Source organism: Acidocella sp. (genome assembly GCF_028687955.1).
Taxonomy (GTDB): Bacteria; Pseudomonadota; Alphaproteobacteria; order Acetobacterales; family Acetobacteraceae; genus Acidocella.
On the sequence record NZ_JAQTZC010000007.1, the window covers coordinates 17,879 to 39,654 of the forward strand.

A 21,776-nucleotide genomic window follows, 5' to 3' on the forward strand; every position below is an offset into this window, starting at 1 on the left:
ATCAGGGCGCACCGCCCTTCAGCATTGTCCGCAGATCCTGCAAAATCGGCTCCGGATCGGCGGCCAGGCTGTCGCGCACCACTTCCACCCAATCGCCCACATCCTCAACCTTGGTCGGGTTGTCGCGCAGCAGCTCGCGCTTGATGAAGGGAAAGCCGGAGAGCAACAGCTGGCGCCATAAATCCGAGGTCGGGTTGAGCGCCACGCGCCGGGCCACGCCGTCACGGATGCGCAGCACCTGCAATTTACGGGTGATCTGGATCGGGTCGGCTTTGCCAAGCTCGCTCTCCTCGGCAACGATCAATTTTTCCAATTCGCCGCGATTGACCAGCTTGATCAGCATCTCATACGGCCAGAGCGCCGCGCAGCGCAGCCCGCCCTTCACCATCGCCTGGGTCACGCCCACCTCATAGGCGTTCACGATATAGGATTTCATCGGCACCGGGCGCACGCTGCGCCAGAATTTCTCCCAGGCCGGGGCGCGCAGCGCCGCCGGGCCGAACGCCAGGAAGAACGATTGCAGATGGTAGCGCACCTGCCAGCTCTCCGTCAGACCCCATATATCGGCCTTTTCATAGTTGAGGCGGCGCAGCACATCGCCCAGCGGCACCAGCGGGCCGAATACGCTGTCATTGGCGAGGATCACCTCCTCGGTGTCCGCGCGCGGCAGGCCGAGATAATCCATCGCATCGCGCCAGGCGCCAAAATCGTAGCCAATGTTGCGCCGCAGGATCACCACCGCGCAAATCTCGCGCAATGCCGCCAGCGAGGCGGGCAAAAGCTTCCCGGCATTGCTAACGAACACCACCGTGCGGCCGTTTTCGCGCAGCTCGCGCATATAGTCGAGCAATTGCGCGCGCACCACGCCGCGCCCGTCAAAATGCATGAAGATCGCGATTTTCAGCCCAAGCGTGACCTCACCCTCCGGCCAGACCCGTAAAATCTGACGCGGGCTGCGCAACTGGCCGATGAAGCGGGCTCCGGGAATCAGCACATACCATTTGCAGCCCACGAAAAAGGCGCGAATCTGCTTTTTCAGATAACTCATCATGCCGGGGAGCCCTCAAGTTGTTGGCGCAGGTCATCCGGCGCATCGGGATAAAAGCCGGTGAACGTCCGCAACAGGGCCATCGCCTCCTCGCCGCGCTGCAAATGGTTGAGCACCACAACCTCGCCGCGCAGCGCCGGCCAGAACAACGGGTCCGCCGCCGCGCCGGGCGGGGTGAGTTTCACCAGCGCGTCGCGCAGCCGGGCAAACACCGCGGCGGCGCGGCGCCAGTCCTCGCGCTGCTGCAAAAACAGCATCCCCGCCGCGAACAGCGCATTGCGCGCGGCTTCGTCATAAGGCGGGCGCAGTTTCAGCAGCAGCGGCTCAACCAAATGCAGGAGCAGCCGGGCGCTGGCAAAATCCCCGGCGTTCACCAGGGTCACGAAGGCGGCGAACACCAGCGCCTGCACACGCGATTCTTCCAGCCCGCCGCGCAGGGCTTCCTCCACCCGCTGCACGATGCGCGTGCCATCGCCCTGGCGCAGTTCCAACAGCAGCAGCGCCGCCAGCGCGTCATGGCGCAAGCTGGGCTTGCAGGCGGCCAGCCTGCGCTCCACCGCGCGGACATGCGCCAGCGCCGCGGCGAATTCTCCTTCGTTCACCAGCCGCACGAAACCATCCACCAGCAGCGGGCCAAGCACCGCCGGGTCCGCACCCAGCTGTTCCAGCCGGAAAATCCGCGCCAGCGCCGCCTGCGTGCGGGCAAAATGCAGGTCCAGCATCACGCTGGCCAGCCGCGCGTCAGCGGCCGCGGCGCCGGGCAGGGTGTCCAATCCAGCAAAACAAGGCGCCACCGCCAGGGCTTCGGCTTCATCATAGCGCGCGGCGTTGACCAGCCCGGTGTACGCCCCCAGCAGCAGCGCCACCTTGCGCGCGGGCGCCACCTCAACCCCGGCAAACCGCCCCGGCACCAGCGCGGGGTCGCCCACCGCAAGGTCCACCACCGCGAGCGCGATAGCGGCATTGCTCCCCGCCGCCCCGCCCTGGTGCGCGGCCAGCGCCGCCACATCATGCCGTGCGGCAAAGCCCAGCGCCTCGACAAAGCGCGAGGCGTTCACCAGCCGGATGAACGCCTCCAGCAGCAATACATCGCGCCGCGCCGGGCTGATCTCCAACCCCGCCAGCCGCGCCGGAATCTCCGCCGGGTCGCCCACCGCAAGGTCAAGCACCATGCGCGCCAGGGCGGCGTTGCGCGCCACCTCACCGCCTGTCCTCACCGCCAGGGCGGGGACCTCGTGCGCGGCGATAAAACTCAACGCTTCGTCATAACGCGAGGCGTTCACCAGCCGGATGAACGCCTCCAGCAACAGCACATCGCGCCGCGCCGGGTCGATCTCCAGCCCCGCCAGCCGCGCCGGAATATCCGCCGGGTCGCCCACCGCAAGGTCAAGCACCATGCGCGCCAGGGCGGCGTTGCGCGCGGCCTCGCCGCCGGTCCGCGCCGCCAGGGCGGGGACCTCGTGCGCGGCGATAAAACTCAACGCCTCGTCATAACGCGAGGCGTTCACCAGCCGGATGAACGCCTCCAGCAACAGCACATCGCGCCGCGCCAGGTCGATCTCCAGCCCCGCCAGCCGCGCCGGAATCTCTGCCGGGTCGCCCACGGCAAGGTCCAGCACCATCTGCGCCAGCCGCGCGTCATGGCCGGTTTTGGTGCCCGCCGCGCGCGCTGCCAACGCATCGATACCGTAACACGCCGCCGCCGCCTGCGCCTCGGCATAGCGCGAGGCATTCACCAGCCGGGTGAACGCCTGGAGCACAATCGCATCGCCCCCCTCGCCCAGTTCCTGCGCGTAATCAAAGGCGCGCATCGTCTCCCCGCCCGGCGCCAGTGCGAAATTGGCCAGGCTGAGCAGCGCATTGCGGCGCAGGTCATCGGGCAGCGCCGGGTCCGGCATATTGGCCAGCAGCGCCGCCTTCAAAGCGCCTGCCGCCTCCAGCGCCCCGGCGTTGACCAGCGCGATGAAGCCGCGCCAGCCATCCACCACATCGGCGCGCGCGATCAGCCCGGCGGCGCTGGCGGCATCGCCCGCCTCGGCCTGGCAGAGCCATATCTCGGTCTCGATGATGCGGCCGATGCTGGCCGAGAGGCCGTCAGTGAGCGAGCGTTTGGCCAGCGCGCGCTGCAACGCTTCCACCGCCGCTCCGGCGAGGCGCAGCAGCGCCAGCAGTTCGGCGCGGTCCGTATCCAGGCTCAGCAGATGCATCGCCCGGCCAAACAGAATCATCCCCAGCCCCAGCGGCATCAGCCGCGCCAGCCCGGCCAGGCTGGCATCCGCCGCAGCTTCGGGCAGGGCGGTCATGCTGGCCAGGTCCAGCCCGAAGCGCGCCCGCGCCGCAGGCAGCAGCACGCTCCACGCGGCTTCCACCGCCGCCGCGTCGCCATCGTTCGCGGCCTCGAACAACCCGCGCCCGGCAAAGCCGAAGCACAGATCACTCTCCGGCGCGGTGATCCGGCTGCGCTCCACCAGATAACGCCGGTACATCGCCCGCCCGGCGGCAGCGTTCCCGGAAAGTGCAAAGGGCGCCGCGCTGGCATAGGCGGTGAGCGAGAGCCCCTCGCGCAGCACGGTGACATGCGCGAAACCGGCGGCGCGCAGCGCGTGCTCCAGGCTGGCCTTGGTCTGCAATACCAGATGCGCGCCCGGCGAGAGCAGCGGCATCAGCACCTCCGCCTCCAGCGCCGGGGTGATGCCCTCGCCGTCCGGCGTGGTGAGCACCAAAATGCCTTGCGCCCCCAGCGCCACGCGCATCAGGGCCAAAAATTCCGGCGGATGCTCCAGATGCTCCAGCACCTCGGTGGCGATCGCCACGTCCCACGGGCCGTCCGGCACCTCGGCCTGGGTGAAATAGCGCTGGCGGATGTCCAGCCCCAGCTCGCGCGCGCCAAAGGCTGCCAGGGGCGAAGGGTCATACCCCACGCCCTGCCATCCGCGCGCGCGGATGGCGAAATCCAGCCCGAAGCCGTAAGCCCCGCCAATTTCCAGCACACGCGCCCCGGCGGGTTTCTGCACCCGCGTCAGCGGCGCCGAGATAGGCCACACGCCCGCCCCCAGCTGCACCTGATAGATGTTCCAGCCGATCTCGATCAGCTCATCGGTGCCATAGTCCATGGTGTGCGTGTTATCGACGAAGCGCGCCGTGCAGGCCGGGCAGATTTGCAGCACGAAGCGATGCACCGCATCGGGCGGGCGGTAGTCGATTTCAAGAAATTGCTCAGCCTCGACCGTTGCGCCGCAATTGGGGCAGAGCGCCGGAGCCGTGCGCCGCTCCAGCCAGTCTACCTCGATATGCGCCGCGATCCGTATTTTGCGGGCTGCCGCCATCAGGCGAAGAGTTCCGGCACCCGCGCCTTGAGGGCCTCGTTCAGCTCCGCCCGGCGTTCCCACAGGCTGCGGTACCATTGCGTGCGCGCAGCGACCTGATAGGCGAGCATGCGCTCCCCCGCGACGTAGGCGCGCGCCTGATCGGCCATTTTGCGCGTGGCCTCCGGATAGGCGAGCAGACGCAGCAGGCTTGCGCGCAGCTCCCCCGGGTCGCCAAAGAGCATGCCGGTTTTGCCGTTCTGGACGCTGCCGGCATACACCACGTTGCTGGCAAGCGCCGCCACGCGCGCCGCCCCGGCCTCGATGAACTTGAGATCCGATTTGGCGCGGTTGAATGGCGTATCGGCCAGCGGCATGAAGGCGATGTCCGCCTCGCCCAGCATCCGCATATAGGTGGCGTAATCGGCCATCGGGTCAAAACGCTTATGCGGCGTTTCCAAAGCATTATAAAAACCCTCGTCGAGCAGGACATGGAAGCGCAGCCGGTCGCCAACGGCGCGCGCCACCTCGTTGAGCACCGGCATCAGCGGCGCCCAGTCCGCCCCACGGTTGAGCGCCCCGAAAAACAGCGTCAGATGGTCGGGGTCATTAAAATTATTCACCGGCGGCAGCGCGAAAATGCCGTTGCGGAACACCTCGATCTCCGGGTTCTGCGGCGCCAGCGCCTCGGCCAGCGCCGCCGTGCTGGTCTGGATCGCATGCACGCCGCGGAAGGTCAGCAGCTCTTCCAGGTTGATGCCGCGGTCCTCCATGAACTGCGGATGGTCATCGAACTCGCTGACGATGACATAGTCCTTCTCCAACAGCGCGCGCAGCCGCGCGAGGCCCGCTTCGCCCAGCAGCAGCGGCCGGTGCAGCACCGCGATGCGCGGCGAATCGGCCAGGCGCGGGTCAAAATCCGCCTCGTTGGCGATGGTGCCGAACAAGGCGCTGTCAGTCCGCATGGCGCGGAGCGGCTCGATGACGCGCACATCGCTCACCCCGCCCTGGGGCGTCAGCATGGTGGCGTTCAGCTCGATGCGTGTCTGCGCCGATTTGCGGGCGCGCCAGATGAATTGCAACGGCACCGCGCGGTTGAGATATTCCGCCGGGTTGACGCCCAACGCCTGCAAGCCGGGCGCAATCGCGGTGACGAACTGCTCCGCCTGCTCGCGCGCGATCGGCCGGGGGGCAACATCGGAAAGCTCAAGCCCGGCATTGGCCAGGGCCTGGCCCATCATGCGCGGGGTGAACCAGCGCAGATGCGTATGGTCGAACAGCCCCTGCTCCTCATAGTCAAAACTGCCGGTCAGCAGCCGCGCCGCGAAAGACCAGTGCTCGACATTGGGCATGCAGACCAGCACGGTTCCCTCGGGCGAGAGGTATTTCGCGTGTTCCTTCAGCAGCGCCCATGGATCGACCAGATGTTCCAGCACATCGCCGTAGATGATGCAGTCAATCCCTTCGGGCACGTTGAAGGGCATCAGGTTCTTCTCGACATCGCCGCAGAACACCTCGGAAATCCGCTCCCTGGCGTGGGCGGCGGCGTCCTCGTCAAGGTCGATGCCGAGCACCCGCGCCCTGGGGTTGCGGCGCAGATAGTCAGCGCCGAGCGCCCCTTGGGCGCAGCCGACATCGAGAATCGTGCGCGCCGAGAGGGGGATTTTTTCGAGCAGTTCAGGGTTGGCGAAATCTGGATAATGCGTGTGAACGGCAGTCAATGAGCGCTATCCTTGAGAACAGGCGGTTGAGGAGGCAGCATGGCGGTGTTTTATGCCCGGCCAATGCTATGATAGGCAAATCCCACGTCGCGCAGGGCCTGCGGGTCGAATACATTGCGCAGGTCGACCACGGTATTGCCGCGCATCAACGCCCTGAGGGCCACCGGCGCCAGGGCGCGGAATTCGTTCCATTCGGTGACGAGCACCAGCGCATCGGCGCCGTTCAGGGCTTCCGCGGTGCCCGCGGCGTAGGCCACGGTTTCCGGCAGCAGCGGCTTCGCGCCGGCCATCGCCTCGGGGTCAAACGCCGTAACCTGCGCGCCGGCTGCCACCAGCCCCTGGATCAGCGGCAGGGAGGGCGCCTCGCGCATGTCGTCGGTCTCGGGCTTGAAGGCCAGGCCCAGCACGGCGATGCGCAAGCCCCGCACGCTCCCGCCACAGGCCGCCACCACACGCTCCGCCATCGCCTCCTTGCGCGAATCGTTCACCGCCACGACCGCCTCGATCAGCCGGCTCGGCGCGCCTGCCTCCTCGGCGATGCGCATCAGCGCCAGCGTATCCTTGGGGAAGCAGGAACCGCCGAATCCAGGCCCGGCATGCAGGAACTTGCGGCCGATGCGGCCATCCAGCCCGATGCCGCGCGCCACATCGTTCACATCCGCGCCCAGTTTCTCGCACAGATCGGCTATTTCGTTGATGAAGGTGATCTTCATCGCCAGAAATCCGTTGGCGGCGTATTTGGTCAGCTCGGCACTCTCCAGCCCGGTGAAGACGATGGGGGCCTCGCGCAGATAAAGCGGGCGGTAGAGCCGTTGCAGCACCTCGCGGGCGCGCTCGCTCTCAGCGCCCACCACCACCCGGTCCGGCCGCATGAAATCGGTGATCGCGCTGCCCTCGCGCAGAAACTCCGGGTTGGCCGCCACCTCGATCGCCAGATCGGGCCGCAGCTTTTGCGCCAGCTCCGCGATCTTGCGCCCGGTACCCACCGGCACGGTGGATTTGGTGACGATCACCACCGGGTGGTCCAGCGCGCGCAACACCTGCTCCACCGCGGCGAAGACATAAGTGAGGTCGGCATGGCCATCACCCCGGCGGGTGGGGGTGCCGACCGCGATGAACACGGCCTCCGCCCCGGCGATGCCCTCCTCCAGCGTGACGGGGAAGCTCAGGCGCCCGGCAGCGGTGTTTTCGGCCACCAGCCGGTCCAGCCCTGGCTCATAGATAGGGATTTCGCCCTTCAGCAGCATGGCGCGCTTGGCGGCATCAGCTTCCACCACCGCGACCGAGACGCCGAACTCGGCGAAACAGGCGCCCGAGACCAAGCCGACATAGCCGCCGCCGATGATCGCAATCTTCACGCTTGTGCCTCCCATTCGCCTGAAAACGGTTCTGGCTTGGCCGCATGGCGCAGACAAGCCCCCGCGGCAGGTGGTTGTCATCAATTCTTGGCATCTTCAAATTTGCGCGGCTTTCAGCCATGGTCCGCCGCGCATGAATCCCGCCATCTCCCTCAGCCTGCTCGCCCTGCCCCGGCACATCGCCCTGATGGCCGGGCTAGCCATTTTCTCGGCCATTATCGTGCGCGCGATGGTCACCGCCGGGGTGCCGGACCATCCCGCCGCCCGCAAGGCGCACAGCCACGTCACGCCCAAATCCGGCGGGGTGGGGATTGTCGCCGCCTTCATGCTCGGCGTGCTGCTCTTGCACCGCTATGGCCAGGTCTCGCGCATCGCGGAGGGGTATTTTCTTGGCGTCATCGGCGCCGCGTTCCTGATGGCGGGGGTCTCATTTCTCGACGATCTGCTCGATCTCTCATTTGTGATCAAACTGAGCGGACAATTCGCCGCGGGAATTGCCGCCATCGCCGCCGGGCTGTGGATGCCCACGCTGGCGCTGCCATATTATGGTGTGCTCAACCTCGGCTGGGCGGGCATACCGCTCACCCTGCTGTTTTTGTTGTTTGTCACCAATGCGATGAACTTCATCGACGGGCTGAATGGCCTGGCCGCCGGGGTGACGCTGATCACCTGCCTGTTCCTGGCCGGGATCGCGGGGAGATACGGCGGGTTTTTCATCTACACCGCATCGCTGCTGCTGGCGGGCGGCGTGTTGGGGTTTCTGCCGTTCAATTTTCCGCGCGCGCGGATTTTCATGGGCGATGTGGGCAGCCAGTTCTGCGGCTTCATGCTGGCGCTGTTTGGCGTCGCCGCCACGCGCTTCGAGGGCGCGCCGCTCTCCTTCCTGCTGGTGCCGCTGCTGCTCTCGGGTGTTTTGTATGATGTCAGCTTCACCCTGATCCGCCGGCTGCTGGCGGGCGAGAACATCGCGCGGGCGCATAACGGGCATCTCTACCAAGTGGTGCGCCGCGCCGGGATGGACGCACGCATGGTGGCCATGCTGCACTGGGGGTTCACCGTGCTAGGCGGGGTGTGCGCGCTGGTGTTCCTCAGCCTGCCCCCGGCGTGGAAGCCGCCGCTGCTGCTGCTACCGCTGGCAGTGCAGATCGGCTGGACGATTTATGTATTCCGCCGCGCGCGGGTGGCCAATATCGGAGCCTGGTAAAGCGTTTCAGAAACCGAAGATGGAGACCAGCAGCGGCAGCGCCAGCGAGGTGATGACGCCGTTCAGCCCGATCGCCAGCCCGCCGAAGGCACCCGCCGTCTCGTTGAGGGTGAGCATGCGCGCGGTGGCCAGCCCGTGCGCCACCGTGCCCGCCGCCAGCCCGCGGGCCCGCCAGTCCGCCACGCGGGTGAGGCGGAACATGCCCGAGCAGACCAGGGTGCCGAACATCGCCGTGACCATGACGAACACCGCCGTGAGCGAGGGGATGCCCCCGAGGTTTTGTGAAATGCCCATGGCGATGGGGGTTGTCACCGATTTGGGGCCGAGCGAGATCACCACATCGCGCGGGGCGCCCAGCGCATGGGCGATAACCATGGCCGACCCCGCGGCGACGAAGGAGCCCGCGCTGAGCGAGACGAAAATGGCGAGAAAATTCTCCCGGATCGCCGGCCAGTTGGCATACATCGGCACCGCCAGGGCGACGGTGGCAGGGCCGAGCAGGAAGTGGATATACACCGCGCCGGTGAAATAGGTCTGGTAGCTGGTGCGGGTGAGCAGCAGCAGCGCCGCCATGATGATGATGGAGAGCACCGTGGGGTTGCTCAGAGCCGAACGCCCGGCCTTGCGGTCGATGAAATTGGCGGCCTCCCAGACGCAGAGCGTGGCAGTGAGGCCAAGCAGCGGCTGGGTTTGCAGATACACCCAGACATGGGAAAGCGGCAGCGGCAGGAGGCTATGCATTGGCGGCGTTCCGGCGGTTGACGAACCACTGCATCAGCATGCCCGTGATCACCAGCCCGAGCAGCGTGGACACCGGAATCGCGACGGCGATGGCCAGTGCATTCTGGCGCAGCACGGGCAGCTCGTTCACCACGCCCACCCCGGCGGGCACGAAGAGCAGGCCCAGGTATTTGAGCAACCCTTGCGAGACATCGCGCAGATGCGCCGAGGGGCCGCCGGTTTTGAGCAGATAGACCAGCAGCATCACCAGCCCGAGCACAGGGCCCGGTACCGGCAGGTAGGCTGCCGTCGCGATTACGGTGCCCGCCAGCTGGCAAAGCAATAATATGAGCAATCCCCGAATCAGCATCCCACCCTCCCCGGCCGCTCTGGTCTCCGGCGGCGCAACCGCCCATCAAATATATTTAACCACTCCCCCGCAACCGGCACCCTTGCACAAATGGCATGCTCCGCACAGCACCATATGCGGGGTTTGGCAGGCCTGCCCTTGCATCGGGGACGAACGGCGGGTAAAGGCGTCGCTTCAATTCAATGCTGCCGGTCGGGATCGGTGGCGCAATATCCATGGAGCGCACACGGTGAAACCGAATATTCATCCGGACTATCACGAAATCAACATCATCATGACCGATGGTACGGAATTCAAGACCATGTCCTGCATGGGCAAGGCTGGCGACACGCTGCGCCTGGATATCGACCCGAAGTCTCACCCGGCGTGGACCGGCGTGCAGCGCGTGATGGACACCGGCGGTCAGGTCGCCAAGTTCAACAAAAAATTCGCTGGGATCGGCACCCGCAAGGGCTAGTGCCCTGCCTCAGCCCTATCGCGAAAAAACCCACGGGCTGCCTCGTGGGTTTTTTTATGTTCACAGCCCGGGAGGAAGAACATGTCCGCCACCGCCACGAACCAGCGGATTGAAGCCTTCTGCCGGACTGGACCCGCAAGGTTGGCGGCAGCGTGTCGTTTAAACAGCGGTGCACCACACCATTTATACCAGTCAGGCTAAGGCGCGGCCTGCGCCGCCAGCGTGGCGCGATAGGTCTGGATGTTGCGTAGCTGCGTCTTGAAATTGTCAGCGAACACATGCCCGCCGTTGCCGGTGGCGACGAAGTAAAGCGCCTGCATGGCGGTGGGGTGCAACACAGCCTGGATGGCGGCCAAGCCGGGCGCGCAGATCGGCCCCGGCGGCAGCCCCGCATGGAGATAGGTGTTGTAGGGTGAGGGGCTGGCGAGATCGGCGCGGGTGATCGGCAGACCACCGGAGGTTTGCCCGCCGCTCGCGGCGAAGATGACTGTGGGGTCAGCCTGGAGGCGCATGCCCAGGGTCAGCCGATTCTCATAAACGGCGGCGATCTCAGGTAGTTCCGCCGCGACCGGGGTTTCCGACTGCACGATGGAGGCGAGGATGAGCGCCTGTTGCGGTGATTGCAGCGGCAGCCCGGGGGCGCGGTGCGCCCAGGCCGCCGCCAAGCTGCGCCGCATGGCTTTTTGCGCCCGCGCCAGAATGGCCGCGCGGCTTGTGCCCAGAGTAAAATCATAGGTTTGCGGCAGCACCGCGCCTTCGGCCGGGACGGCGGCGCGGCCGCTGGCGGCGGTGGCGGCGTTGATGATTTTGGCGATTTCCACGCCCGTCAGCCCCTCGGGGATGGTGACCTGGTGCTGCACGGGGGCGCCATGGCGCAAAATTTGCAAAATATCCGCCAGGCTGGAGCGCGCGGGGATCAAAAATTCACCCGCATGCAGCGGGCCATCCGCCCGGGTGAGGAACACCGCGATGCGGAAGATGAGCGGGTGGCGGATGGCGCCGGCACGCGAAAGAACGGCGCCGGTGGCGGCGATGCCGCCCGGCGGAATCACCAGATCGGCGCTGGTTCGCAGCGGGCCGGGACCGTTGAAGCTTTGCCCCACCGCCATGTGCCCAAGGCGGAGCAGCACCAGCAAGGTGAACAGCACAAGGATGATGCGCCCACGCAGACGCGGCAATTTGGCGCTCATGCCCGGCTGGCCAGAGGGTTAGGGCGCAACCGCGGCCTCAGAGCGCCCTTTTGAACAGGATGGAGGCATTAGTACCGCCAAAGCCGAAGCTGTTGGAGAGGACGACGTTAACCTTGCGCTCCTGCGCCTTCAGAGCCACGCGGTCGATCACGCTGGCGCGGCTTGGCTCATGCAGGTTGAGCGTGGGCGGGACGATGCCATCGCGGATGGCGAGGATGCTGAAAATCGCCTCGATGGCGCCGGCGGCGCCGAGCAGATGCCCGGTGGCGGATTTGGTGGAGGACATGGCGAGGCCCTTGGCGGCGGCGCCAAACATGTTTTCCACCGCCTCCAGCTCCAGATCGTCACCCATCGGGGTGGAGGTGCCGTGCGCGTTGACGTATTGCACGTCCGCCGGGGAAAGGCCGCCATTTTTGAACGCCGCCTTCATCGCGCGGAAGGCGCCGTCATGGTGTTCGGCCGGGGCGGTGATGTGGTGCGCGTCGCCGGACATGCCGTAGCCGCCGATTTCAGCGTAGATTTTCGCGCCACGCTTTTTGGCATGCTCGTATTCCTCGAGCACGACCACGCCGGAACCTTCGCCCATGACGAAGCCGTCACGGTCTTTGTCCCAGGCGCGGGAGGCTTCGGCCGGGCGATCGTTAAAGCCGGTGGAGAGCGCGCGCGCCGCGCAGAACCCGGCGATGCCGAGCAAGTTGACCGCGGCTTCAGCGCCGCCGGCCACCATAACATCGGCGTCGCCGAAGGCGATGAGCCGCGCCGCGTCGCCAATGGCGTGCACGCCGGTGGCGCAGGCCGTAACGGCGGAGTGGTTGGGGCCTTTCAGCCCGTATTTGATGGAGACCTGCCCGGAGACCAGATTGATGAGGGCGGCCGGGATGAAGAACGGCGAGAGCCGCTTGGCGCGCCCCTCATGCACGGTGATCGAGGCTTCATAAATGGTTTGCAGGCCGCCGATGCCTGAGCCGATCATCACGCCGCTGACGTATTTATCTTCCTCGGTCTGCGGCACCCAGCCGGAGTCCTCAATGGCCATGCTCGCCGCGGTAATGCCGAGATGGATGAAGCGATCCATCTTTTTCAGCTCTTTGACGGCGATCCACTCGGAGAGATCCAGGCCGCCATCGGCGGCTTTGCCCGCCGGAACCTGGCCGGCGATTTTCGCCGTCAGCTCCGTGGTGTCGAATGACTCAATGGCGGTGATCCCGGATTCCCCGTTGATCAGCCTTTTCCAGACATGCTCAACACCAACCCCAAGCGGGCTAGCGATTCCCATCCCTGTTACGACAACACGGCGCATGCGAACTCCTCGAACGGGTATCGTTCAGTCAGCCTGATTATTCGGCTTTCTGCTTCTCGATGTATTCGATCGCGTCTTTGACCGTGGTGATCTTTTCGGCGGCATCTTCGGGGATTTCAACGCCGAAAGCTTCCTCGAACGCCATCACCAGCTCCACGGTATCCAGCGAGTCAGCGCCCAGGTCGTCGATGAAAGAGGCTTCCGTGGTGACCTTGCCCTCGTCAACGCCGAGATGCTCGACAACAATTTTCTTAACCTTGTCGGCGATTTCGCTCATAAAATTCACTTTCCTAGAACTTGTTTGGTAGAATCCCTTGGCACAGAAAGCGCCGCGGGAATACAATTTGGTTAATCTTCAGACGCCGCGCGCTTAGCACGGTTTATTATGCGACGCCAACCGCCCTTATAACATGGCCATCCCGCCATTGACATGCAGGGTGGCTCCGGTGACCCATCCGGCCTCCTCGGCGGCCAAATAGACCACGGCGGCGGCAATATCAGCCGGGGCGCCGAGCCGCCCAAGCGGGATTTTGGTGGCCAGATCCGCGCGCTGCGAATCGCTCAGCACATCGGTCATCGGGGTGGCGATGAAGCCGGGGGCGACGAGGTTGACGGTGATGCCGCGCGAGGCGACTTCCTGGGCCAGCGCCTTGGTCATGCCGATGAGCCCGGCCTTGGCGGCGGCATAATTGGCTTGGCCGGGGTTGCCGGTGGAGCCGACCACGGAGCCGATGTTGATGATCCGCCCGGCCTTGCGGCGCAGCATGAACTTGAGCGCCGCGCGGATGAGGCGGAAGGGCGCCGCCAGATCGACGTTCAGCACCTTGTCCCAGTCGGCGTCAGACATGCGCATGGCCAGGCCGTCCTTGGTCAGCCCGGCGTTGTTGACCAGAATATCCACCCTGCCCATCGCGGCCTCGGCGGCGTTGATCAGCTCCAGCGCGGCCTCGGGCTGCGAAAGGTCGGCGGGGAGCACATGCACCCGCTCCGGGAACGCGGCCGCCAGAGCCTCCAGCGCCTCGCGCCGCGTGCCAGAGAGCGCAACGGTGGCGCCTTGCTTGTGCAGGGCGCGGGCGATTTGCGCGCCGATGCCGCCCGAGGCGCCGGTGACCAGCGCGGTTTTTCCTGTCAGATCAAACATTCAGAGACCTTTCAGCAGAGCTTCAATGTCCGCCGGGGAGCCGGCGGAGGCGGTGGCGGCATCAGGGGTGATGCGCTTGACCAGCCCAGCCAGCACCTTGCCGGCGCCAAGCTCGATGAAGCTGTCCACGCCCAGGGCGGCCATCGCCTGCACGCTCTCGCGCCAGCGCACGGTGGCGGTGACCTGCTGCACCAGGAGATCGCGGATCAAATTAGGGTCGCTCGCCTTGGCGGCGCTGACATTGGCCACCAGCGGGAGCAGCGGCGCGCGCGGCGGGGTGTTGGCGAAGGCCTCGGCCATGGCGTCGGCCGCCGGGGCCATCAACGCGCAATGAAACGGCGCGGAGACGGGCAGCAGCATGGCGCGCTTCACGCCCTTGGCCTTGGCGATTTCGATGGCGCGCTCGACCGCGCCCTTGTGGCCGGAGATGACCACCTGGCCGCCGCCGTTATCATTGGCGCAGGCGACGATCTCGCGGCCTTGCGGGCCGGTTTCGGCTTCGGCGCAGATTTCGCGGGCGGCGTCCAGCTCGACACCGAGCAGTGCGGCCATCGCCCCCTGCCCCGCCGGAACGGCGCGCTGCATGGCTTGGCCGCGCAACCGCAGCAGCCGGGCGGTATCAGCGATGGAGAACGATTCAACGGCGGCAAGGGCGCTGTATTCGCCCAGGCTATGGCCTGCGACCAGCGCCACTTTTTCCTTGAGTTTGATGCCGCCCTCGGCCTGGAGCACGCGCAGCACGGCGAGGGAAACGGCCATCAGCGCGGGCTGGGCGTTCTCGGTAAGGGTCAGCTCCTCGATCGGCCCCTCGAACATCAGTTTCGAGAGTTTCTGCTTCAGAACTTCGTCGACTTCCTCGAAAACCGCGCGCGCGGGGGCGAAAGCGGCCGCCAGGTCGCGGCCCATGCCGACGGTCTGGCTACCTTGCCCGGGGAATATAAAGGCGTGAACCGCCATGTCATGGGTCTCCTCAATCGTCCGGCGCAACTAGCATGAGCCGCCGGTTCGTCAAAATTTCCGTTAAGTTCCGTTACAGCAGGCCGAGTCCAACCAGCGCGCGGCGCATGTCCTCGGGCATTTCATCGGCCTGAGCGCCCGAAGCCGCGAGGTCGGGCGGGGCCTCGGCGGGCTCCAGATAGCGCCAGCCTTGAAAGGCTTTTTTGGCGTGGCCCGCGACCTGCAACGGCACAGGGGCGAGCAGCAGATCGGCGCAACGGGTGCCGTCCTCGCGGGTGGCGGCTTCGACGCCGAGGATTTTCTGCCGCGCCTGGACGATGCCGCCGATCACCCAATAGAGGGAACCGCCGTCGCATAGCTCATCGGCGCGCTTGGGCAGATTGCGGGTTTGGTAGCGCAACGGCTGGCCGGCGGTGGCGCGGCTGGCCTGGAGGGCGGCGAGGTGCGCGAAATCGCGCACCCCGACGGCCAGTTTGATCAGGTGGATCAGTTTTTGGCTTTGTCGACCAGGGCGTTCTTGGCGATCCAGGGCATCATGGCGCGGAGTTTTCCGCCGACTTCCTCGATCGGGTGGGCGGCGGTGGCGCGGCGCATGGCCTTGAAGTTGGTCTGGCTGACCTTGTTCTCCAGCATCCAGTCACGCGTGAAGCGGCCGAGCTGAATGTCCTCCAGGACCTTCTTCATCTCCTTTTTGGTCTCGGCCGTGATGATGCGCGGGCCGGTGACGTATTCACCATATTCAGCGGTGTTGGAGATGGAGTAGTTCATGTTGGCGATGCCGCCCTCGAAGATCAGGTCGACGATCAGCTTCACCTCGTGGAGGCACTCGAAATAGGCCATCTCCGGCGCGTAGCCGGCTTCAACCAGGGTTTCGAAACCGGCCTTGATGAGTTCCACCACGCCGCCGCACAGCACGGCCTGCTCGCCGAACAGATCGGTCTCGCATTCTTCCTTAAAAGTGGTCTCGATGATGCCGGCGCGGCCGCCGCCATTGGCCGAGGCGTAGGAAAGGGCGATGTCCAGCGCGTTGCCGGTGGCGTTCTGCGCCACGGCGACCAGGCTCGGCACGCCGCCGCCGCGCTGATATTCGCTGCGCACGGTGTGGCCGGGGCCTTTGGGCGCGATCATGAACACGTCAATGTCGGGGCGCGGCTCGATGAGGTTGAAATGGATGTTCAGGCCATGCGCGAAGGCCAACGCGGTGCCGGGGCGCATGTTGGGGGCGAGGTATTCGCGGTAGAGATCGCCCTGGCCTTCATCGGGGGTGAGCACCATCACCACATCGGCCCATTTGGCGGCGGCGGCGGGGTCCATAACCTTCAGGCCCGCGCCCTCGGCCTTGGCGATGGCGGTGGAGCCGGGGCGCAGTGCCACGGCGAGTTCTCTCACGCCGCTGTCCTTGAGGTTAAGCGCATGGGCGTGGCCCTGGCTGCCGTAGCCGACGATAGCGACTTTCTTGCCCTTGATGAGGTTAACGTCGGCATCCTGGTCATAATAAACGCGCATGATACTGGTATCCCTGTTCTGCTTCTCAAACTGACGCGTCACCTATTACTTTTTGCGCGCACTGTCACCTTTGGCACGCGATACGAAGGAGCATGCCAGAGCCCTGATTTACGCAATGATATTACTTAAATAGATAGTTTTTCGTAATTATTTGTGATCACTGACTGCCGGGGCTGGTTTCGCGCGCCGTGCCCTCCAGGCTGAGGTGTCCTCGCGCAGGCGCTGGAATACCGCATAAAGCAGCGGAATGATGAAGATTCCCACCAGGGAGGCCGCGATCATCCCGGCGAAAACCGGGGTGCCGAGCGAGCGGCGGCTGATCTGGGCCGCGCCGGTGGCGATGACCAGCGGGATCAACCCGGCGATGAAGGCGATGGAGGTCATCATCACCGCGCGGAACCGCATGCGCGCGCCCATGACCGCGGCCTCCGTGATGGACAGGCCCTCGGCGCGCCGCTCCTTGGCGAATTCGACGATCAGGATACCGTTTTTCGCCGCCATGGCGATGAGGGTGACCATGCCGATCTGGGCATAGAGATTGACATCGAGGCCGCAGACCCAGATGCCCGACAGCGCGCCGAACACCCCGATGATGACCGAGAGCAGCACTGGCACCGGAATGACCCAGCTCTCATAGAGCGCCACCAGGAACAGATAGGCGAACAGAACCGAGAGCAGCAGGATGGGCCCGGTCTGCCCGGAAGCGGCGTTTTCCAGATAGGCGGTGCCGGTCCATTCAAACGTGAAGCCGGGCGGCAGGGTGCGGTTGGAGATCTGCGTCATCGCCTTGATGCCAGACGCGGAGGAAACGCCGGGCGCCGGGGAAGCGATGACGGGGATTGCGTCGGTGTCGTTATAGCGCGGGATGACCGGGGGTTCGAGAATGGTGCTGATGGTGGCCAGCGCGCGCAGCGGCACCATCGCGCCGGAACTGCTGCGCACATAGCTTTGATAGATGGAATCAGGCGTTGCGCGGTCAGCCGCGATGCCCTGGATGTTCACCTGCCAGACCCGGCCATAAAGGTTGAACTGGTTGACGTAATAGCCACCCAGTGTGGCTTGCAGGGTCGTGTAGATGTCGCTGAGGTTGACGCCCAGGGCGGCGGCTTTGTCACGGTCTATGGTGAGCAACAGAGCCGGGGTTTGCGCGTTATAGGTGGAGAACACGCGGCCCATGCGCTTGTCCTGGCCGGCGGCCACCAGCAAGCCGTTGAGCACCGCCTGCATGCGGGCGGGGGGCGCGCCCTCGGTGTTTTCCAGCTCGTATTGCAGCCCGCCGTTGATGGAGAGGCCAAGGATCGGCGGAAAGTTGAAGGCGACGAGCTTGGCCGTGCGCAGCTGGCTGCCGATGGCGAAGACGTGACGGATGACCGCGTCAGCACTGTTGGCCGCGCCGGGGCGCTGGGCGTAGGGCTTGAGGCGGACCACGAAGAAGGCGGCGTTGGATTCGGTGGCGAGGTCAAGGATCGAGAAGCCCATGACCGACATGACATGGCTTACCTGCGGCAGGGCCTCCAGTTTGCGCACCACGTCATCGGCCACGACCTGGGTGCGATTGACCGAGGCGCCGGGTGGCAGGCTGATCTGGGCGAAGAAGGCGCCCTGGTCCTCATTGGGCAGGAAGCCGCCAGGGGTGATGAAGGCCATGGCGCCGGCGGCCACGGCGAAGGTGGCGATGACCGCCAGGCCAAGCCAGGCCTTGCGCAGGGCGCGGGTCACGATGCTGGTGTAGCCGTCGCGCGCGCGGTCTATCCCGCGCAGCACGCCGCCCAGGAAACCGTGCGGCGTGTGGCCAGGACGCACCAGCATGGCGCACAGGGCCGGGGAGAGGGTGAGCGCGTTGAAGGCTGAGATCAGCATCGCGATGCTGACGGTGACGGCAAACTGCCTGAACAGCAGGCCAGAGAGGCCGGGGATGAAGGCGATCGGCACGAACACGGAGAGCAGCACCAGGGAGATGGCGATAATGGGCGCGGTGATCTGGCTCATGGCCAGCTTGGTGGCCGCGCGGGGGGAGAGATCGGGCCGTTCGGCCATCACCCGCTCGACGTTTTCCACCACCACGATCGCGTCATCCACCACGATGCCGGTGGCGACCACCAGGGCCAGCAGGGTGACCGTGTTGGCGGAGAAGCCGAAAGCCAGCAGCACCGCGAAGGTGCCGGTGAGCGCGATGGGCAGCACCACGCTGGGCACCACCGCGGCGCGCCAGTCCCCGAGGAAGAGGAACACCACCAGCACCACCAGCGCGAAGGCCGCGGCCAGGGTGCGCTCAACCTCCACGATGGTGTCGCGCACGAAGCTCGAGGTATCAAAAACCTTGGTGGCCTTGAGGGAGGGCGGGAATTTCTGTTCCAGCAGCGCCAGCTCCTTGGAGACGGCGGCGGAGGTGGCGATGGCGTTGGCGCCGGGGGCGAGATAGATGCCGATGGCTTGGCCGGGGTTGTTGTCTATCTTGTTGATGCGGGTCTGGGTCTGGGCGCCCAGCACCACATGGGCCACGTCCTTGATGCGCAGGAGCGAGCCGTCAGGGTTGGTGCGCAGCACGACATCGCCAAACTGGGCCGCGGTGGTTAGCCGGCCGTGGGATTCCACGGTCATTTGCAACTGCTGGGTGCTGGCATTGGGCGGCACGCCGATGGCGCCGATCGGCGCCTGCACGTTCTGGCCGTTGAGCGCGGTGATGATGTCCTGCGGGGTGAGGCCAAGCTGGGTCAGACGGTTGGTGTCGTAATACACGCGCATCGAGTAGTTCTGCGGCCCGAACAGCATGACCTGGCCAACGCCCGGCACGCGCGCGAGCGGGTCCAGCAGGTTGAGGGTGACGTAGTTGGAGACCTGAAGCTGGCTGAGCTGGTTGCCGGTGCTGGAGAGAAACAGAAAGTCCAGCACGGCGGAGGAGCGCTTGATGACCGAAATCCCCTCGCGCTGCACCAGCGGGGGGAGTTGCGAGGTGGCCTGTTGCACCGCGTTGGTGACGTTCACCGTGTCGATGTCAGAGTTCGAGCCGACGCGGAAGCTTACCATCAGGGTGTAGCTGCCATCGTCGGCGCTGGTGGATGACATGTAGATTTCATCGTTGAGGCCGTTGACGGCCTCCTCGATCGGCTCGGCTACCGTCTGTTCCACCACCTGCGCCGAAGCGCCGGGGTAGTTGACCGTGACCATGACCTGCGGCGGGACGATGCTGGGGAATTGCTCGACCGGGATGCGGGTGAGCGCGATGACGCCGGCCAGGACGATGATGATCGCGTTGACGATGGCAAAGCGCGGGCGATCAATGAAGAAGGAGGAGAACATCAGCTCTGCGCCGCGGGCTGGGGTAGCACCTTCATGCCCGGATGCACCAGTTGAATGCCCTCGGTGATGATTTTATCCCCTGGGGCGACACCCGCGCGCACCTGCACGGTGGTGTTGTTCTGCGGCCCCAAAGTAATGTTATGGCGCGTGACGATGTCGCCTGGCCCCACTTCCAGCACATAGTCACCCAGCTGGTCGGTGATGAGTGCGGCCAGCGGGATGACGATGCGCGGCTGCGCATGTTGGGCGCGCAGGATGACCGTAACGAATTCGCCATCGGTGAGGGTATGGTCCGGGTTGGGGATGCTGGCGCGCCATGCCAGGGTGTCCGTGCTCTGGGTGACCTGGTTGTTGATGAAGTCAACATGGCCGGTATGGGCGTAGGTGGAGCCGTCCGGCAGTTGGAGCAGCACGTCCATATGCGCGGCCTGGGCGCGGTCCTTCAGCGCATCGGCCATGGGCAGGGAGAAATCGACATACATCGGGTCCTCGGCGACGATGGTGGCCAGCACGCCGCTCTGCGGCCCGACGACATTGCCGGCGTTGACCGCGGTGGCGCCGATGATGCCCGCGAGCGGCGCGCGGATCTGGGTGTAGCCGAGGTTGATCTGCGCGGTTTGCAGCTGCGCCTTGGCGCTTTGCACGGAAGCCTGGTCGGAGAGGTAGGTTGCCTCGGCAAGGTCCACGCTGGATTGCTGCCCGGCGGCGGTGTGCAGCAGCGCCTGCGCGCGTTGCAGCGTGAGCAGGGCAACATGCGCCTGTGCTTGCGCCTGTGCCAGTGCCGCCTGGGCCTGCGCGGCCAGCGCCTGATAGGGGGGCTGCTCGATGACGTAGAGCAGCTCCCCCTGCTTTACAGTCTGGCCGTCGGTGAAGTTCTGCGACACCAGATAGCCGGTGACCCGCGCCTGGATGTTGACGATCTGCGGCGACTGGATGTGCCCGACATAACTCTGCTGCGCGTAAACCGGCTGGCTAACGGCGGTGATGACCCCAACGGCGGGGGGCGCGGCATGGCCGCCAGGCGCGTTCTGGGCACAGGCGGGGCCAGCCGCCACGCAGACGAACAGCCCGGCGGCAAAAATCTGTTTCATATCAGTCTATCCTGTAGGCAGAGCGCGATGATGATCGTACCAATATGGGCCGCAGGGGCGCGCGGTCAATGGATGGCGGGAGGGCGCTTGCCGGGCCGCGGCGCCGTGATGCTTGACCGCTGCACCGCCACGTTGAATTGATGACGCCGGATTTGAAGGAGTAGGATTTTGGGAAACCGGCTGCCAGACGACCCCGCGCCGTATTTCGAGACGCATGTGTTTGTGTGCGGCAACCGCCGCCCGGCGGGCCATGAGCGCGGCTGCTGTGCCGCGAAAGGCTCGGAGAAAATCCGCGACTATATGAAGGCGCGGGTGAAGGAGCTGAAGATACCAGGCGTGCGGGTGAACCAGGCGGGCTGCCTGGACCGCTGCGAGCTTGGCCCCTGCGCTGTGCTCTACCCCGAGGGGATATGGTACAGGCTGGATTCCTTCGCGGCGGTTGAGCAGGTGCTGGCGCGGCATATCCAGGCCGGCGGGCGCGTGCCGGAGCTGATGCTCCCCAAGGCATGATGGCGGAGTTGTTCGCGCTGAACCTGCCGGGGCTGACGCAGCTGCCGGGATTCGCGCGCGCCGGGGAGCAAGAGCTGTTGAGGGCGGTGGAGGCGGTGATCGCCATGGCGCCGTGGCGGCAGGTGGTGACGCCGGGGGGCAAGGCGATGTCCGTGCGGATGAGTAATTGCGGCGCGGCGGGCTGGGTCTCTGACCGGCGGGGCTACCGCTACAGCGCGGCGGACCCGCTGAGCGGGCGCGCCTGGCCCGCGATGCCGGAGGATTTTGCCCGGCTGGCGGCGCGCGCCGCGGCGGCGGGGGGGTTTGCGGGGTTTGCGGCCGATGCCTGCCTGATCAACCTCTATGAGCCCGGGGCGCGCATGAGCCTGCACCAGGACCGCGACGAGGTGGATTTTTCAGCGCCCATCGTCTCGCTCTCGCTCGGGCTGCCGGCGGTGTTTTTATGGGGCGGGGCGGCCCGTGCGGACAAGGCGGCGCGCATTGAGCTGCACAGCGGCGATGTGGTGGTTTGGGGCGGGGCCGCGCGGCTGAATTTTCATGGCGTGCTGCCGCTGCGCGAGGGGGTTCACCCGTTGCTGGGCCGGCGGCGGATCAACCT

At 65.8% G+C, this 21,776-nt stretch carries 19 protein-coding genes; 4 read left to right on the forward strand and 15 right to left on the reverse strand.

The genetic code is table 11. The features are described from left to right. Window position 1: 1 nt before the first annotated feature. The 4 genes from PHE40_RS01675 to PHE40_RS01690 are packed head-to-tail and all read right to left on the reverse strand — an operon-like array spanning window position 2 to window position 7,432. Window positions 2–1,051 (reverse strand): rhamnan synthesis F family protein, encoded by a 1,050-nt coding sequence (locus tag PHE40_RS01675; protein WP_299957081.1) that lies wholly within the window; start codon window positions 1,049–1,051, stop codon window positions 2–4. Further along, complete coding sequence (locus PHE40_RS01680) at window positions 1,048–4,374, reverse strand: class I SAM-dependent methyltransferase (RefSeq protein ID WP_299957084.1); 3,327 nt, start codon at window positions 4,372–4,374, stop codon at window positions 1,048–1,050. Before PHE40_RS01680 ends, PHE40_RS01675 begins: the two co-directional genes overlap by 4 nt. Next, window positions 4,374–6,074: a methyltransferase domain-containing protein gene (locus PHE40_RS01685; RefSeq protein WP_299957087.1), complete on the reverse strand. Its 1,701-nt coding sequence runs from the start codon at window positions 6,072–6,074 to the stop codon at window positions 4,374–4,376. Before PHE40_RS01685 ends, PHE40_RS01680 begins: the two co-directional genes overlap by 1 nt. Window positions 6,075–6,124: 50 nt before the next feature. Further along, window positions 6,125–7,432 carry a UDP-glucose/GDP-mannose dehydrogenase family protein gene (locus PHE40_RS01690; protein WP_299957090.1) on the reverse strand — a complete coding sequence of 436 codons (1,308 nt, stop codon included), beginning with the start codon at window positions 7,430–7,432 and terminating at the stop codon, window positions 6,125–6,127. Window positions 7,433–7,565: 133 nt separating this feature from the next. Here PHE40_RS01690 and PHE40_RS01695 point away from each other — a divergent pair, with 133 nt between their 5' ends. Continuing rightward, window positions 7,566–8,636, forward strand: coding sequence for a glycosyltransferase family 4 protein (locus PHE40_RS01695; RefSeq protein ID WP_299957093.1), 1,071 nt, complete (start codon window positions 7,566–7,568; stop codon window positions 8,634–8,636). Between the two features lie 6 nt (window positions 8,637–8,642). Here PHE40_RS01695 and PHE40_RS01700 read toward each other — a convergent pair whose 3' ends face one another. Further along, window positions 8,643–9,377 (reverse strand): LrgB family protein, encoded by a 735-nt coding sequence (locus PHE40_RS01700; RefSeq protein WP_299957095.1) that lies wholly within the window; start codon window positions 9,375–9,377, stop codon window positions 8,643–8,645. After that, window positions 9,370–9,726, reverse strand: a complete 357-nt coding sequence (locus tag PHE40_RS01705; RefSeq protein WP_299957098.1) for a CidA/LrgA family protein — start codon at window positions 9,724–9,726, stop codon at window positions 9,370–9,372. The genes PHE40_RS01700 and PHE40_RS01705 overlap by 8 nt, the downstream gene beginning before the upstream one ends. 229 nt (window positions 9,727–9,955) lie before the next feature. Between PHE40_RS01705 and rpmE the strand changes: the two genes are divergently transcribed. Then, window positions 9,956–10,183 carry a 50S ribosomal protein L31 gene (rpmE, locus tag PHE40_RS01710; protein ID WP_299957101.1) on the forward strand — a complete coding sequence of 76 codons (228 nt, stop codon included), beginning with the start codon at window positions 9,956–9,958 and terminating at the stop codon, window positions 10,181–10,183. A gap of 197 nt (window positions 10,184–10,380) precedes the next feature. Here rpmE and mltG read toward each other — a convergent pair whose 3' ends face one another. The 9 genes from mltG to PHE40_RS01755 form a co-directional block, all read right to left on the reverse strand. After that, entirely contained in the window at window positions 10,381–11,373 is a 993-nt protein-coding gene (gene mltG / locus PHE40_RS01715; protein WP_299957104.1) for an endolytic transglycosylase MltG, read from the reverse strand. Between the two features lie 37 nt (window positions 11,374–11,410). Further along, a complete protein-coding gene (gene fabF, locus PHE40_RS01720; RefSeq protein ID WP_299957107.1) occupies window positions 11,411–12,673 on the reverse strand; it encodes a beta-ketoacyl-ACP synthase II in 1,263 nt (420 codons plus the stop codon). 37 nt (window positions 12,674–12,710) lie between these two features. Beyond that, on the reverse strand, window positions 12,711–12,950 hold the full coding sequence (locus tag PHE40_RS01725) for an acyl carrier protein (RefSeq protein WP_284259294.1): 240 nt from the start codon (window positions 12,948–12,950) through the stop codon (window positions 12,711–12,713). 126 nt (window positions 12,951–13,076) lie between these two features. After that, a complete protein-coding gene (gene fabG / locus PHE40_RS01730; protein ID WP_299957111.1) occupies window positions 13,077–13,814 on the reverse strand; it encodes a 3-oxoacyl-[acyl-carrier-protein] reductase in 738 nt (245 codons plus the stop codon). Then, window positions 13,815–14,771: an ACP S-malonyltransferase gene (gene fabD, locus PHE40_RS01735; protein WP_299957139.1), complete on the reverse strand. Its 957-nt coding sequence runs from the start codon at window positions 14,769–14,771 to the stop codon at window positions 13,815–13,817. Between the two features lie 73 nt (window positions 14,772–14,844). After that, entirely contained in the window at window positions 14,845–15,300 is a 456-nt protein-coding gene (locus PHE40_RS01740) for a DUF1489 domain-containing protein (RefSeq protein WP_366523566.1), read from the reverse strand. Further along, on the reverse strand, window positions 15,258–16,319 hold the full coding sequence (gene ilvC, locus PHE40_RS01745) for a ketol-acid reductoisomerase (protein ID WP_299957114.1): 1,062 nt from the start codon (window positions 16,317–16,319) through the stop codon (window positions 15,258–15,260). Before ilvC ends, PHE40_RS01740 begins: the two co-directional genes overlap by 43 nt. A 105-nt stretch (window positions 16,320–16,424) precedes the next feature. After that, window positions 16,425–19,577, reverse strand: coding sequence for an efflux RND transporter permease subunit (locus PHE40_RS01750; RefSeq protein ID WP_299957117.1), 3,153 nt, complete (start codon window positions 19,575–19,577; stop codon window positions 16,425–16,427). Then, a complete protein-coding gene (locus PHE40_RS01755) occupies window positions 19,577–20,668 on the reverse strand; it encodes an efflux RND transporter periplasmic adaptor subunit (protein ID WP_299957120.1) in 1,092 nt (363 codons plus the stop codon). Before PHE40_RS01755 ends, PHE40_RS01750 begins: the two co-directional genes overlap by 1 nt. 168 nt (window positions 20,669–20,836) lie before the next feature. On the opposite strand from PHE40_RS01755, the gene PHE40_RS01760 reads away from it, so the two are divergent. Next, on the forward strand, window positions 20,837–21,178 hold the full coding sequence (locus PHE40_RS01760; protein WP_299957123.1) for a ferredoxin: 342 nt from the start codon (window positions 20,837–20,839) through the stop codon (window positions 21,176–21,178). Beyond that, the coding region (gene alkB, locus PHE40_RS01765; RefSeq protein ID WP_299957126.1) for a DNA oxidative demethylase AlkB at window positions 21,178–21,776 on the forward strand (599 nt) is incomplete at its 3' end. The genes PHE40_RS01760 and alkB, both read left to right, overlap by 1 nt.